We start from the raw sequence: 15,064 nt of genomic DNA, 5'->3' as shown, positions 1-15,064 counted from the left end.
TTTCTTTCCCAGTGGTTTGTTGCCTCGCAAGGCCTGCATATGAGGTTCAGGCATGTAACGATTGCATACCGTTATAAACCCCGCCAGATCTATATGGCATACTGACGCCCGAACCGAATAACACCAACCATGCATTCGCAAGGAAGTTAACATGAAATTCGAGACGCTCGCCCTTCACGCCGGCTTCAAAGGCGATCCGACCACCAAGGCGGCCACAACACCGATTTACCAGACCACGTCTTACACGTTTGATGACACCCAGCACGGTGCGGACCTGTTCGACCTCAAGGTTGCGGGCAACATTTACACCCGGATCATGAACCCGACCAATTCGGTGCTTGAAGAGCGTATGGCGGCACTCGAAGGTGGCGTGGGCGCACTGGCTGTTGCTTCCGGCATGTCTGCCATCACCTATGCCCTGCAAACCATCTGCCGGGTGGGCAACAACATTGTAAGCACGAGCCAGCTCTATGGCGGCACCTACAACCTGTTCGCTCATTCGCTGCCCAATCAGGGCATTGAGTGCCGCATGGTTCGCCATGACGATTTTGATGCGGTCGAAAAGGCCATTGATGACCAGACTCGCGCGCTGTTCTGCGAATCCATCGGCAACCCTGCCGGCAACGTGGTGGACATTGCGCGCTGGGCCGAAATCGCCCACAGGCACGGCATTCCCCTGATCGTGGATAACACGGTGGCAACTCCCTATCTCTGCCGTCCGTTTGAACATGGCGCCGACATTGTGGTCCATTCCCTGACCAAATACATTGGTGGCCACGGCACCACTATAGCCGGTTGCGTTGTGGACTCGGGCAAGTTCGACTGGAAAGCCAACGCCGCAAAGTTCCCGATGATGAATGAGCCGGATCCGTCATACCACGGCGTGGTTTACACCGAGGCTCTCGGTGCGGCGGCCTTTATCGGTCGTTGCCGCGTTGTGCCGCTGCGTAACACCGGCTCCGCGCTCTCGCCATTCAATTCATTCCTGATCATGCAGGGCCTGGAAACGCTAGGCCTGCGCATGGAGCGCCACTGCGAAAACGCAGAAAAAGTTGCACAGTTCCTGCAGGACCACCCTGCTGTGGAATGGGTAAACTACGCGGCGCTCCCCAACAGTCCGTTCAAGGCCACCTGCGACAAGATCTGCGGTGGCAAGGCCTCCGGCATTCTGAGCTTCGGCATCAAGGGTGGGCGCGAAGCAGGCGCCAGATTTATTGATGCCCTGGAGATGATCTACCGTCTGGTAAACATAGGCGATGCAAAATCCCTGGCCTGCCACCCGGCAACCACCACGCACCGCCAGTTGAGCCCTGAAGAGCTGGAAAATGCGGGGGTCAGTGAGGATCTGGTGCGTCTGTCTATCGGCATTGAGCACGTGGACGACATCATGGCTGATATCACTCAGGCCCTTGAGAAGTCACAGGCCTAATATTCCACAACCGGGCATGGCTAACGCTGTGCCCGGAATTTTTCCATTGCATCGTCCGGCACCCCGTGATTGCCCTTACCCGTCTTGTATCTTCCCCGCCAGCGGATTACTCTTTAGGTTTACTCCAGCCCCCAAACAAGAGTCCGGTTGCAATGAGCGAAAGCGCGAAACCCCGCGTCACCAGTGGTTCCAAATTCCGCAACGAGCATGGCTTCTCTGCTATCAAGGATGGCGTAAAGCGCTCGGCAAAGCAGGAACCGGCTCCAGTTGAGCGTAAGCCCAGTTGGTTGCGAGCGCGAATGCCCGGGGGTGAACGCTTTGAAGCTGTGCGCAAAAACGTCACAGAACACCGCGTGAGCACGGTATGCCAGGAATCCCACTGCCCAAACATTGGCGAATGCTGGACAGCCGGCACGGCAACAATCATGGTGATGGGCTCGGTGTGTACCCGTGCCTGTCGCTTCTGCGCGGTAGATACCGGCAACCCCAACGGCTGGCTGGATAAAGACGAGCCGGAAAACACCGCCAGGTCGGTCGAGCTCATGGGCTTGCGGTACATTGTACTCACGTCGGTAGACCGGGACGATCTGGACGATGGCGGTGCTGCCCATTACGCCGCCTGCATCGCGGCCATCAAACAACGCACACCCCAAGTTGCCGTGGAAGCGCTGACACCGGATTTTGATGCCGTTATGTCTGATGTGGAAAAGGTGCTGGATTCCGGCCTTGAGGTGTTTGCACAGAACGTGGAGACCGTGGAGCGGCTGACGCGCCGTGTTCGCGATCCGCGCGCCGGCTACCAGAAGACCCTCAGCGTACTGGCCCACGCCAAACAGTATCGGCCTGATGTGCTCACCAAAACCAGCCTGATGCTTGGCCTGGGCGAGACCCACGAAGAAATCCTTGCCACCATGGACGATCTGCGGGCAATCGGTGTGGATATCCTGACTCTGGGCCAGTATCTGCGCCCAACTCAGAACCACCTGCCGGTGGAGCGTTACGTAACGCCGGAAGAGTTTAACCAGTATCGCGAAATCGGCCTGGAAAAAGGCTTTATGGAAGTACCGTCAGGGCCAATGGTGCGTTCCAGTTACCGCGCAGACCGGGTATTTGACAGGAATAATCTCGGCCTCGCAGTGCCTGAGGTGCCGGCGGCATCAAACGCCATGCAGATTCCGGTGAAATCGCTGGACTGAACTGCAATTCCCCGAACGAAACCGCCTCAGACAGGATTACTATCTGAGGCGGTTCTATGCTGGTTTACGATCGAACTTACTGCTGGCCTTGCTGCTGCATCATCTGGCGCTGTTGCTGCATTTGCTGGCGCATCTGCTGCATCTTTCTGTCCAGTTCGTCGCGCTGTTCCTGGGTGAATACGCTGTCTACCCTGGCCTGCATGAGCGCTGAGAGCGCGGCGATTTCGCCGGTTACATCCCCCAGATCTTCCCCATGTTCGCGGATGGCATCTTCATCGTAGTCCGCTTTGATCTCAGCCTGCATTTTTTCCTGCAGGGCGCGAGCTTCCTCGCGCAAGGTCGCAATTTCGCCCTGCATGTCCTCAAGAATGCCGCGTATCTCTTCCTGCTGCTCATCTGTTAGCCCAACCATCCGGGCCAGTTGGTCAACCTGATCACCCTGACCAGCATTTGCCTGCCGGGCCTGGGGCGCGGCACCTGCTTGCTGTGCCAATGTCGGAGCCGCCAGGCTCAGGGCCACAAGAGCGGTGCCAAACAGTTTTACGAGCTTCATAGAAATCTCCGTTTACAATTGGATTTGGGTGACTGGCTGGGTTAACACCCTAAAGCATCCGGCAGGTGATTTTCACCCCGGTATCTCTTCTTTTTATACATATTGTGCGCCATGCCCGCCCAAAACCCGCGACACAGGCGTATTGAAACAAATGTGAAACTTTGGTCATTCCCCTTCATAATGGCGCAATTCATCGACTTCCGGAGCGAAATCCATGGCTATTAACTGGTTTCCAGGGCACATGCACAAAGCCCGCAAGGAGATCAAAAAGATCATGCCGCAGATGGACCTTATTATTGAGGTGCTGGATGCCCGCATACCCTTCAGCAGCGAAAACCCGCTGGTGCCCGCGCTGCGCGGTGATACACCACTGATCAAAGTGCTCAACAAGCGCGATCTGGCGGATCCGGAAATCACTGCCCAATGGCAGACCTGGCTGGAAAAAGAACGCGGCGTACGAGCCATCACTCTTACCCACAATCAACGCGGCGAGGCTCTGGACATTCTTCGCCTGGCCGGTGATATGACACCAAACCATGATCGCCAGAAGAGCGCCCTGCGAGTCATGATCCTGGGCATACCCAACGTGGGAAAATCCACGCTGATCAATACCCTCGCCGGGCGCCCTGCAGCCAAAACCGGTAATGAACCAGCGGTAACCAGGGCCCAGCAAACCATCAAACTGCCGGATAACATACTGCTTTACGACACCCCCGGCTTTCTTTGGCCCAAGCTCTCCCCGGAGGCGTGCGGTTACCGGCTGGCAATCACCGGGGCCATTCGCAGCGCCGTTCTGGACTTTGAGGACATAGCCCTGTTCGAAGCCGACTATCTGCTGGAGGCCTATCCCGAACTCGTAAAAGCCCGCTACGGCTTTGATGAGCTACCGGCAGATGGCCTGGCCCTCATGGATGCTATTGCTGTGAAGCGACGATTCCTGGGCCGGGGCGGAGTACCCGACCTGCACAAAGTTTCGGAAGTGCTGCTGAATGAGTTGCGCTCCGGCACCCTGGGCCGGATTTCTCTGGAAACACCCGAGATGGTAGAGCGGGAAGTGCAGGCAGCCGCTGCCGCAGAAGCCGAAAAAGAATCCATGCGCACTGACAAAAAGGCGGGGCAAAGACCACCACGATAGCCAGTACGATCTCGGGAACCTATCTGTTATTTTCGCTATATGCACATATCCTTAAATTTGATCATTGGCAAACCAGCTCCAGCGTATTAGAGTGGTCCTTTGACTTGCATCAACTTGGACGGTGAATCAGCAATGGCTCAAGCAATAAGGTTCCGTCAGGCTTCCTCCCCCCTCAAAGCGTCTTGTCACCAATGCAGCCTGAGCAATCTGTGCCTGCCCCTTGCTATCCCGGACAATGATCTGGACCGGCTGGAAGACATCGTTCAGCAGGGCCGTATATACAATCGCGGTGAGCACATTTTTGACCAGAGCACACCCTTTCGCTCCTGTTTTGCGGTTAAAAGTGGCTCAATCAAGACATCGATTATTTCGGAAGGCGGTGAAGAGCAGGTAACGGGTTTCTTTATGCCCGGCGAGCTTGTAGGGCTGGACAGCATGAGCGGTGAGTCCTACGCCAGCACAGCTAAAGCGCTGGAGCGCACCAGCGTATGTGAGTTCCCGATCAACAAACTGGAAGAGCTCACTGGCAAGCTGCCGGAACTGCAGCACCATATGTATCAGCTGATGGGGCAGGAAATCCAGAACAGTCATCAGCTTGCCATGTTGCTGAGCAAGAATACGGCTGAAGAGCGTATTGCGTCCCTGCTGCTCTCGCTATCCAGCCGCTTCCAGCGCCGCCGCATGTCAGGCACGAACTTCAGTCTGCCAATGGCGCGGAATGATATTGCCAACTTTTTGGGGCTTGCGGTGGAAACCGTCAGCCGGGTTTTCACCCGCTTCCAGAACCAGGGCATTATCCGTGCCCGCGGTCGCGAGGTGGAATTGCTGGATGTAGAAGCGCTGCAACTGGTAACCCGCGAGTTCTCGCGCCAGGGCTTCCAGCAATAACCTGCTGCTTATAAAGACCGGCTGATGCTATTCAGCCGGTGTGTCTGCCTGCTCCCTCGCAGTTTTTTCCTTCACCATTGCCAACTCGTCAACCAGCCCTGAGCGCCACGGGAACTGTTTAATTCCAAAGGTATTTCGGATCTTTGTGCAGATCAGGGTGGTGTTTATCGGCTCGAGAGCACCCCATGGTGGCATATCGTCCACTACATGAAGATCTTCCGGAATCCCCGGCAACCCCGCAATGGCCAAACCAAGCTCGTAAAGGCTTATTTCTTCAGCACCGGCGTACTGGAATGTACCCCACACTTCCGCGCCACAATCCAGTTGCTGTATAACGGCTGTGATTACCCGCGCAAGATCTCTGACCGATACTGGCTGACCCACACACCGCCCCGGCAGAGCGAGGGTCTCATTGGCTGCTGTGCTGGCCTGCACCTTGCGGATAAAGCGGCTGAGGCTCCAGCCGGTACGCAAAATAATATGCCGTGGCAGGAGCGCGCGCAGTGCCTGTTCACACTCCCACTGCCAGTTACCCAGTTCACTGATGGGCTGGCCAGGATTGGAGGCGATATAACCGTTCTGTTTACGGCCATCAAAAACATAGCAGGAAGAGAGCTGAAACAGTGCCATGCCCCGCTCACGCGCAAATTCTGCCATGGCTACAGGGAGAGAAAATGCGGCTTTGTGGGTGCCTTCCGGGTCGCGTTCGGCAGCTTCCGGGTCTGCCAGCCAGAGCGCATTGACAATCAGATCCGTGTCATCCGGGATCCAGCTCTCCAGAGCACTCAGGTTGGCACTGGCAGGATCGCTGACCAATAACGGGCTTACGTGCAGAGATGTGCCCTTAAGACGCTCAAGCAGAACTTTCCCCAAGGGACCATAATCGTGAACAACAAGTACATGCACTGGGGTTCAATGCCTCCGGATATTACTCATGTGACGTATCCCTGGATCCTGTCTGGCCAATGGTTTCCCGCCCTCCCTTCGTAAAATGACCGCACACCAGAATGCTGCCAGGCGAGCCTGCACAGCATTGTGTTTGCCATCAATTTCAGAAGCATACAACAACAGGGATCGCCATGCTTAAACAACATAGCCATATTGTTGCGCCCATTCCCGACGAGTTGCGAACACGCGCCCTTTACACCGTGGAAGAACTGCGCTCCCGCGGCAAAGCCGACAAGGAAGCCATCGAAAAGCTCTACAACCTGATCATCGACATGACCGACGCAGGCCTGGACTTCTTTTTTATTGAACCTCTGAGGCGCCTCAAAGCCAGTAACATGATGCTTGGCATGGCCAGGGTAGGCATCAGCAGTATGCTCAAAGGCAGCAAAATGGTCGTTCAAAAGGTGCTCAAGAAACTGGATGACCGCAGCCTTGCTGCCATTCTCGATTTCATTGAGGAAATCATTCACCAGCCTGAAGAAACCTGATCGCGTTATCCGTCAGGATAAATAGACGCGGGGAACACGACTGGTGACACCCGTAAGCAACTCATAGGAAATGGTACCAGCACAGCTGGCAACTTCGTCTACACCAACGGTTTGCCCCCAAAGCTCAACAGGCGCACCTACCTGAGCCTCCGGCGCATTGCTCAGATCTACCGCCAGCATGTCCATGGACACCCGACCGATCAGCCGGATACGGCGACCACCAATCGCCGCCGGCGTGTCCGTACCTGCGTGGCGCGGGTAACCATCGCCGTAGCCGATGGCCACCATTCCCATCCGGGTATCCTGTTCGGCAACCCAGGTACCACCGTAACCCACACTTTCGCCTGCTCTGACAATACGGGTGGTAATCAGCGGCGCCTGCAGTGACATTACCGGCTCAAGACCCAGCTCGGGGCCCGTTTTACCGATTACAGGCGAACCACCGTAGAGCATGATACCAGGGCGACTCCAGTCAAAAAGCGGCTGGCCCGGAATGAAATGAGCAGCGGAATTACCGACACTTTTCATGAGCGTTGGCCAGGCAGAGGTGGCGGCCTCAAACCTGGCCGTCTGGGCAGCTGTCATCAGGCTGTCGGAATCGTCGGCACAGGCGAAATGGCTGACAAAGCCCCGCAACCGGGCACGCGCATTGGCTTTCGCAAGCCGGGCCATAACGGCCGGAAGATCATCAGGCCGAAAGCCCAGACGATTCATACCGGTATTCACCTTCAACCAGAAATCCGGTGCCACGCCGGTCTGTTCTATCCAGTCAAGCTGATGTTCGCCGTGCACCACCGGCTCAAACCGGTGCTGCACACACTCCGCCAGATCGCCAGCGGCGTGCACCCCCTGAAGCAAGACAACAGGCTGGGAGAGGCCTGCCTCGCGAATTGTGATAGCCTCTTCAATGCAGGCAACAGCGTACTTTGGCGCGACATCTGACAAGGCCGCCGCGACTCTGGCAATACCGTGGCCGTAGCCATCCGCCTTAACAACTGCCATGGCCTGAGCGCTACCCGCGCGCTCACAGGCTGTGCGGTAGTTGTTGCGAAGTGCATTCAGGTCAATGTGGGCTGCTGTACTGCGCGACATCAGTATTCACCACCATAATCGCCATAATCCCCGTGGGCGAGATCTTCAAACTTGGTGTACTTGCCGATAAACGCCAGGCGAACGGTTCCAATAGGACCGTTACGCTGCTTGCCGATTATAATCTCTGCAATACCTTTATCCGGCGTATCCTCATTGTAGACCTCATCGCGATAGACAAACATGATCACGTCTGCATCCTGCTCAATCGCGCCCGATTCCCGCAAATCCGAGTTGATCGGTCGTTTGTTGGGGCGTTGTTCAAGGCTCCGGTTAAGCTGCGAGAGCGCAACCACAGGGCAGCTGAGTTCTTTGGCAATACCTTTCAGTGAACGGGAGATTTCCGAGATTTCCGCCGTGCGACCCTCGGTGTTTCCGGGCACCCGCATCAGTTGCAGATAGTCCACCATGATAAGACCGAGTTTGCCGTCATTTTCACGGGCAACCCGGCGCGCACGCGAGCGAAGTTCTGTAGGGCTGAGGCCGGGGGTGTCATCAATGTACAAGGGTTTGTCTTTGAGCAGACTCACCGCAGAGGTAAGCCTGGGCCAATCGTCCTCTTCAAGCTTGCCGCCCCGTACTTTGGTCTGATCAATACGGCCCAGCGACGAAAGCATACGCATAGCCAGAGCATCTGCCGGCATCTCCATGCTGAACACCAGAACCGGCGCACCCGTGCTGATCAGGGCGTTCTCGACAATGTTCATGGCAAAGGTGGTCTTACCCATCGAAGGGCGGCCGGCGACGATAATAAGGTCCGCAGGCTGCATACCGGATGTTCGCTCATCCAGATCCCGGAAACCTGTGGTCAGGCCCGTTGTCTGCTCCCCGGATTCAAACAACTCCTCTATCCGGCTCAGGGTTTTGGTCAGAATCGGGTTGATGGATTGGGGCCCTGAACCTTCTTTTACTCTGGCTTCGGCAATCTGAAACACATTGCGCTCAGCTTCATCCAGAATTTCGCTACTGTTGCGCCCCTGCGGATTAAACGCCGAATCCGAGATCATGCCGGAAACTTCCACGAGCTGGCGCAGGATGGAGCGCTCCCGCACGATCTCGGCGTAGGCCCGGATATTGGCGGCTCCCGGTGTTTTTTCCGCCAGCTCGGCCAGGTAGGACAAGCCACCGGCGTCCTCGATATCGCCAGCGCGTTCCAGAAATTCGGCCAGAGTAACCACATCCAGCGGTTCGTTTTCACTGGCCAGGCGTTCAACCGCACCAAAAATCAGCCGGTGGTCCTGACGGTAGAAGTCGGCGGCGGAAATGATTTCGGCAATGTCATCGAATCGCCGGTTGTCCAGCATGAGACCACCGAGTACTGCCTGCTCTGCTTCTGCAGAATGCGGGGGTACTTTGATACGACTTGTTTCCGGGTCAATATTTGCGGGCTTCAGGTTAGGCTTGGCCATGAACATATCTTCAGTTAAGCATCATACCCACAACAGTGTAAGTGGAATGTCGCAGCTATGGGAGAGGTTACAGGATGCTGACAGCATACCAGAAAGCAACAGGCCCGAAAGCCGTATTACACGGATCGGGCCTGTTGGGCTGGCTGGAGGTGAAGTTCAAAAAACTCACCACCAGCCGCCAGCGCGTCACAGAGGCCAGGGCAAGCCTGGCACTGTTTCCGAAGAAAGCAGCTTACTCGGCAACAACCGCCAGCTTTATGGTCACTTCAACATCAGAATGCAGGTGAAGCTCGATTTCGTACTCTCCTGTTGCCCGCAGCGGGCCTTCCGGCAGACGAACTTCGCTCTTCTCAACTTCGGTACCTGCAGCGGTGATGACATCAGCAATGTCACGAACACCGATGGAGCCGAACAGCTTGCCCTCGTCACCGGCTTTGGACGTCACGGTGAAGGATGCACCTTCCAGTGCCTCCGCGCGAGCCTGAGCCGCTGCGAGCTTTTCTGCAGCGGCCTTCTCGAGCTCGGCACGACGCTCTTCAAACGCCTTCAGGTTTGCTTCCGTGGCAGGCACAGCCTTGCCGTATGGCAGCAGGAAATTACGACCGTAACCGGACTTGACTTTCACCTTGTCGCCCAGGGTGCCAAGGTTTGCAACTTTCTCGAGCAGAATAACTTCCATCTCGTTAACCTCTTCGTGCTTTATTCAGCCGGCCCGGCAGGCTTTATTCGCCCCCGGATATCCAGCCAGCTATCCACAAACGCCAGAACCACTAACAGAAACATCAGGCTTGGGCCCAGAAGCACCAGTGCAACATAGAACATCACAAGCCACTGGGTGTTCAGTTGTTTACGCCCGACAATGCCATGCACCAGCGCCAGCCCCGCCAAAAACAACGGCATTCCGGCTACCCAGGCAAGCAGCATGGAATTCAGCCCCAGAAACGGGCCTACAACCATGGTAGTGACAAGCACCACAGCAACTGCCGGCGACAATCTGAGGCCATGGAATTCCTTGCGAAATCCGCCGGGATTGTAGAGCCCCGACTGCCACGACCTTGCCAGCATTGTCATGCCTACACCTACGGCCAGATAACTGCCGGCCATACTGGCGTTCATTGTGTCCCGTATAACAACCTCAAGATCACTCCCGAGGGTACGAGCCACTTCAGCATTGTACTGTTCGTAAAAACTGACCCCGGCGCTAACCAGATCGTCCAGCAAACCGGGGTATATCACGGGCAACATGAGCCCCATGACAATCGCCAGAAAGCTCCCTCCCAAGAGGGCTCTCTCCCAGGACAGCGTTGTTCTGAGCACGGATGCCATCAGCATCACCTGCAGCAACACCGCCAGGGCTGTCGGATCGCCCCCGAACACGCCCCAGCCAAGCGCCGGAAGCAATGCCCAAAGACCAATATTAAGCCCCTGGCTGATGCCAAGCCTGAGAATAACCAGGCCAACAACCGCTGCACCAATCCAGAACAGCAAGGGTACTGCAGTTGTGACTGCTGCTACCCCGCTGGCCTGCAGGGGACCGCGCATTACAAATTGTGCCAGTGCACGCATGGTCCCAAGTCCTGTTTATCTGTTACTTAGTTATCGTGGCTGTCCGAGTACGGCAGCAGTGCCAGGTAGCGGGCGCGCTTGATAGCGGTAGCCAGCTGACGCTGATAACGTGCTTTTGTGCCGGTAATACGGCTGGGCACGATTTTGCCGGTTTCAGTAATGTAGCCTTTCAGTGTGTCCAGATCCTTGTAATCGATCTCTTTGACACCTTCTGCCGTGAAGCGGCAGAACTTACGACGTCTGAAAAAACGAGCCATAATGTAACTCCTCAACTCCGGTTAATTACTCTTCTTCGTCCTGGGTCTCAGCGCTCTGGTCTTCGTCCTGGCGCTGGCCTTGACGCTCACCAGCAGACTCGGCTGAACGACGCGGGCGATCATCCCCACCGGAACGGCGGTCCTCACGGGACTCTGCAGCCTTAATTGGAGACATTTCGGTAACGGCTTCATCGCGACGCAGAATCAGGTCACGAATAATGGCATCGTTGAACCGGAAGTTGTGAGTCAGCTCGTCCATGGCTGCCTGCGAACATTCTACGTTCATCAGCACATAGTGAGCCTTGTGAATCTTGTTGATCGGGTATGCCATATGGCGACGACCCCAATCTTCCAGGCGATTTACCTTGCCACCATCTTCAGTGATGAGGCTGGTATAACGCTCGATCATAGCGGGCACCTGCTCGCTCTGATCCGGGTGTACCATAAATACGATTTCGTAGTGACGCATGAGTTCTCCCTACGGTTTAAACAGCTTTCACTTATCCCCGGACTGGCCGGAAAGCATGAAAGCAAGGAGTTGGCAGCCTCGGCTGCCGGTTCTTTTTGCTTTATCAATAAGGCTTTACGAAAAAGGCTTGATCAAAAGCGAGGTGTTGCGCACCTGATGAAAGGCAATACAAAACCTCCCCCCGAAAAAAGGGGTCACGTATTCTAGGCGTACACAGCCTTCTGTGCAAGAGTTAACCAAGGCGCTGGCGCAAAGCTTCGTACAGGCAAACACCCGTGGCTACGGAAACATTGAGGCTATCCACATGTCCCAGCATGGGAATATTGACAAGCTGGTCGCAGTGCTCGCGGGTGAGCCGGCGCATGCCCTTGCCTTCGGCACCCATAACCAGCGCAACCGGGCCTTTGAAGTCCGCCTGGAACAACGTTGTTTCTGCTTCGCCCGCAGTACCAATCAGCCAGACACCCTGATCCTTCAGGGTGCGCAGAAAACGCGCCAGGTTTGTTACCCGCACCAAGGGCACGGTCTCTGCCGCACCGCAGGCAACCTTGCGGGCTACCGGGGTGAGCGAAGCGGATTTGTCTTTGGGCAGGATCACCGCCTGCACTCCGACCGCATCACAGGTACGCATGCACGCACCCAGGTTGTGAGGATCGGTAACTCCATCAAGCACCAGTAAAAACGGTGGAGCATCGCTAGCCGCCAAGCAGGCAAGAAGATCATCTTCTGTCCACTCACGGCTTTCACTGACTGCCGCTACGATCCCCTGGTGTACACCGCCAACCCGCTCATCCAGTTCCCGGCGATGGACAACACTCCACTTGACCCCGAGCTCTTCCAGAGCGTCTGTAACCGACTTTACGCGCTTATCCTGCCGACCGGTCTGAATCCAGACCCGCTGCAACCTTCCCGGCTCACGCTTGAGGACAGCCTCAACCGCATGCCAGCCAAATACAAATTCTCCGGACACTGGTTCGGCTTCCTGTTACTTGTCTGTTTTGCGTGCTTTTCGCGGTTTGCTGATGCCCGCCGACTTGTCTGAAGCCTTCTTCGGTTTCCTGCCTGCTTCACGGGCCGCTTCTGCGACCAGTTTCGCCTTGGCACTGGCCGGCTTGCCTGCCTTACCCCTCGTCCCCGACTTGGCAGCCTTGCCTTTACCCTTGCCACGAGCATCCCGTTTGGCTATGTCCAGGGCATCCCGATCTGCTTTTCGGCGCTTCGGCTCACTCACCAACTCCAGATCGATCTTGCGGTCTTCCATGCCTACCCGCACCACACGCACGCGCAGCTCGTCACCCAGACGGAAGCTGACCGCCGTGCGCTCGCCTATCAGCCGGTGTTTCGCCGAATCGTGATGGAAGTAATCCCCACTGAGCGTAGAAACATGCACCAGGCCTTCAATGTACACGTCAGCAAGCTGCACAAAGAATCCGAAAGGCACAACAGCGGCAATCACCCCGTCATACTCTTCACCAACATGGTCACTGAGGAATTCGCACTTGAGCCAGGCCATAACATCCCGGGTAGCGTCATCGGCCCGCCGCTCCGTCATCGACACGTGCTCGCCCAGCTCCTCCATTTTGGCGTAATCGTAGGGGTACTCCACCAACTCCGAATCAAAAACGGGCGGCGATACCACATCCTTTTTTACCTCGGGGTTGTGAATCCTGGACTTGATAGCCCGATGCACAATCAGGTCGGGGTAACGACGAATCGGCGAGGTGAAGTGCGCATAGCTCGGAAAACCCAGGCCAAAGTGGCCGCTCTCGTCCGGGCTGTAAACAGCCTGGCTCAGCGAACGCAACATTACCGTCTGGATGACATTGGCATCCGGCCTGTCCGCAATCTGGGACAACAACGCCTGATAATCGGCTGAGCTGGGCTTGTCACCACCGCCCAACTGCAGTCCCAGCTCACCCAGGAACAGACGCACCGAATTGAGCCGCTCTTCCGAAGGGCCGTCGTGCACCCGGAACAGCGCCGGCATCCTGTGCTTCTTGAGGAAACGCGCTGCCGCCACATTGGCACACAGCATGCTCTCCTCCACAATTTTGTGGGCATCGTTACGATGCACCGGCACAATTTCTTCTATTTTGCGCTCGGCATCAAAAACAATCCGCGTTTCTGTGGTTTCGAAATCTATAGCACCGCGTTCTGTTCGCGCTTTGCGCAGCAACTTGTACAGATTGTACAGGTTATGCAAATGCGGCAGCACATCAGCGTACTGGGCTGACAAGCGGTAACCCGGCTCTGAATCCGGTCGCTCCAGCATATCGCTGACCTTATTGTAGGTCAGCCGTGCATGGCTGCGCATAACCGCCTGATAAAACGTATAACTGCTGATATTGCCAGCAGCACTGATGGTCATGTCTGCCACCATGCACAAACGGTCTACATCGGGGTTCAGCGAGCACAAACCATTGGAGAGCTTTTCCGGCAGCATGGGCACCACGTGGTCCGGAAAGTACACCGAGTTGCCCCGGCGCAATGCTTCTTCGTCGAGAGGTGACCCGGCGCGAACATAGTGAGAGACATCAGCTATGGCCACCACCAGGCGATAGCCGCCCCTTCCCCTCGGCTCACAGTAAATCGCATCATCAAAGTCCCGGGCGGTCTCATCATCAATCGTAACCAGACGCATGTTGCGGATATCGACCCGGTTCTTTTTGTCCTTTTCTTCAACCTCGGCGGGAATAGCTGCCGCCTGCTCGCCTACTTCCGTGGGCCAGTTGTGAGGAATGTCGTAGGAGCGGATAGCTACATCAATTTCCATGCCCGGCGCCATATGCTCGCCCAGAACCTCCACGATCCTTCCGGTAGGCTGGGTGCGGATGGTGGGCTGGCGCAGAATATCCACTACCACATACTGCCCATGAACGGCGTCGCCGGTGTGCTCCTCAGGCACCAGCACTTCATGGTTGATCCGGGCATTTTCAGGCACAACAAACGCTATGCCACTTTCTTTAAAGAAGCGCCCTACCGTCTGGTGGGTACGGTGCTCAATAACATGCACAATAACGCCTTCGCGCCGGCCACGATCGTCCACCCGATCAACCCGGGCGGCCACCCGGTCGCCATGAAATACCTGGCGCATTTGCCGTGCGCTAAGAAAAAGATCAGACCCGCCATCGTCTGGCACCAGAAAACCGAAGCCATCCTTGTGCCCGACAACCCGACCGCTCACCAGATCTGCTTCTTCAATAGGCAGATACGCATCACGGCGGTTACAGATAAGCTGACCATCCCGGCACATGGCAATCAGGCGTCGCCGCAGTGCCTCAATACCTTCCGGCTCTGTCTGGCCAAGCTCGGAACACAGGGTTTCATGAGTAGCCGGCGCCCCTCGCTCTTTCAGATGAGCGAGAATAAATTCGCGACTTTGAATCGGGTTGTCATACTTCTGAGCCTCACGGCCTGCGTGAGGGTCTTTGTGTTTTTTATTCCTGGAAACCATTCGGATCCTTTTCCATGCGGCGTCAAAGCGACGCTGCCCTTGTTTATTTACGATACAGTATACGTTGGTATGGATAGACTGCCTAACAACCCTCTGTTTATACGCACAATTACGTGCCGGGCAATTGCTGAAAAAAAGTTTGACAGCCCCGGCGGGAATTATTAAAGTACGCGCCATCGAATG

Annotated in this window: 15 protein-coding genes; 5 read left to right on the top strand and 10 right to left on the bottom strand. The window is 56.1% G+C overall.

Features of this window, described 5'->3' with window-relative positions:
* The first annotated feature begins 151 nt into the window (after nt 1-151).
* Entirely contained in the window at nt 152-1,429 is a 1,278-nt protein-coding gene (locus CDH48_RS09185; RefSeq protein ID WP_100688437.1) for an O-acetylhomoserine aminocarboxypropyltransferase/cysteine synthase family protein, read from the top strand.
* 152 nt (nt 1,430-1,581) lie between these two features.
* The gene (gene lipA, locus CDH48_RS09180; protein WP_100688436.1) at nt 1,582-2,625 is read left to right on the top strand and encodes a lipoyl synthase; all 1,044 of its coding nucleotides are present in this window, start codon (nt 1,582-1,584) and stop codon (nt 2,623-2,625) included.
* Nucleotides 2,626-2,701: 76 nt separating this feature from the next.
* Here the strand turns inward: lipA and CDH48_RS09175 are convergent, their stop codons facing one another.
* Nucleotides 2,702-3,178: a Spy/CpxP family protein refolding chaperone gene (locus tag CDH48_RS09175; RefSeq protein WP_100688435.1), complete on the bottom strand. Its 477-nt coding sequence runs from the start codon at nt 3,176-3,178 to the stop codon at nt 2,702-2,704.
* A gap of 214 nt (nt 3,179-3,392) precedes the next feature.
* On the opposite strand from CDH48_RS09175, the gene ylqF reads away from it, so the two are divergent.
* Together ylqF and fnr are read left to right on the top strand one after the other, a co-directional pair.
* Complete coding sequence (gene ylqF, locus CDH48_RS09170) at nt 3,393-4,313, top strand: ribosome biogenesis GTPase YlqF (protein WP_100688434.1); 921 nt, start codon at nt 3,393-3,395, stop codon at nt 4,311-4,313.
* Nucleotides 4,314-4,445: 132 nt separating this feature from the next.
* Entirely contained in the window at nt 4,446-5,201 is a 756-nt protein-coding gene (fnr, locus tag CDH48_RS09165; RefSeq protein ID WP_100688433.1) for a fumarate/nitrate reduction transcriptional regulator Fnr, read from the top strand.
* 27 nt (nt 5,202-5,228) lie between these two features.
* Here fnr and CDH48_RS09160 read toward each other — a convergent pair whose 3' ends face one another.
* The gene (locus CDH48_RS09160) at nt 5,229-6,107 is read right to left on the bottom strand and encodes an SDR family oxidoreductase (RefSeq protein ID WP_100688432.1); all 879 of its coding nucleotides are present in this window, start codon (nt 6,105-6,107) and stop codon (nt 5,229-5,231) included.
* A gap of 173 nt (nt 6,108-6,280) precedes the next feature.
* Between CDH48_RS09160 and CDH48_RS09155 the strand changes: the two genes are divergently transcribed.
* A complete protein-coding gene (locus CDH48_RS09155; RefSeq protein WP_100688431.1) occupies nt 6,281-6,637 on the top strand; it encodes a hypothetical protein in 357 nt (118 codons plus the stop codon).
* Nucleotides 6,638-6,649: 12 nt separating this feature from the next.
* Here the strand turns inward: CDH48_RS09155 and alr are convergent, their stop codons facing one another.
* The 8 genes from alr to rnr all read right to left on the bottom strand — a co-directional run bounded on the left by alr (nt 6,650) and on the right by rnr (nt 14,881).
* Complete coding sequence (gene alr / locus CDH48_RS09150; protein ID WP_100688430.1) at nt 6,650-7,729, bottom strand: alanine racemase; 1,080 nt, start codon at nt 7,727-7,729, stop codon at nt 6,650-6,652.
* Nucleotides 7,729-9,135, bottom strand: coding sequence for a replicative DNA helicase (gene dnaB, locus CDH48_RS09145; protein ID WP_100688593.1), 1,407 nt, complete (start codon nt 9,133-9,135; stop codon nt 7,729-7,731). The genes alr and dnaB overlap by 1 nt, the downstream gene beginning before the upstream one ends.
* 232 nt (nt 9,136-9,367) lie before the next feature.
* On the bottom strand, nt 9,368-9,814 hold the full coding sequence (gene rplI, locus CDH48_RS09140) for a 50S ribosomal protein L9 (protein ID WP_100688429.1): 447 nt from the start codon (nt 9,812-9,814) through the stop codon (nt 9,368-9,370).
* Between the two features lie 20 nt (nt 9,815-9,834).
* Nucleotides 9,835-10,701, bottom strand: coding sequence for a YybS family protein (locus CDH48_RS09135; protein ID WP_100688428.1), 867 nt, complete (start codon nt 10,699-10,701; stop codon nt 9,835-9,837).
* A gap of 26 nt (nt 10,702-10,727) precedes the next feature.
* Complete coding sequence (gene rpsR, locus CDH48_RS09130; RefSeq protein WP_007154918.1) at nt 10,728-10,958, bottom strand: 30S ribosomal protein S18; 231 nt, start codon at nt 10,956-10,958, stop codon at nt 10,728-10,730.
* A gap of 25 nt (nt 10,959-10,983) precedes the next feature.
* Nucleotides 10,984-11,427: a 30S ribosomal protein S6 gene (rpsF, locus tag CDH48_RS09125; RefSeq protein ID WP_100688427.1), complete on the bottom strand. Its 444-nt coding sequence runs from the start codon at nt 11,425-11,427 to the stop codon at nt 10,984-10,986.
* A gap of 232 nt (nt 11,428-11,659) precedes the next feature.
* Entirely contained in the window at nt 11,660-12,397 is a 738-nt protein-coding gene (gene rlmB / locus CDH48_RS09120) for a 23S rRNA (guanosine(2251)-2'-O)-methyltransferase RlmB (RefSeq protein ID WP_100688426.1), read from the bottom strand.
* A 15-nt stretch (nt 12,398-12,412) separates the two neighbouring features.
* Nucleotides 12,413-14,881, bottom strand: coding sequence for a ribonuclease R (gene rnr, locus CDH48_RS09115; protein WP_100688425.1), 2,469 nt, complete (start codon nt 14,879-14,881; stop codon nt 12,413-12,415).
* Nucleotides 14,882-15,064: the final 183 nt, after the last annotated feature.

Source organism: Marinobacter aromaticivorans (assembly GCF_002806975.1).
GTDB lineage: Bacteria > Pseudomonadota > Gammaproteobacteria > Pseudomonadales > Oleiphilaceae > Marinobacter > Marinobacter aromaticivorans.
This window is presented reverse-complemented; position numbering and strand designations above follow the sequence as displayed.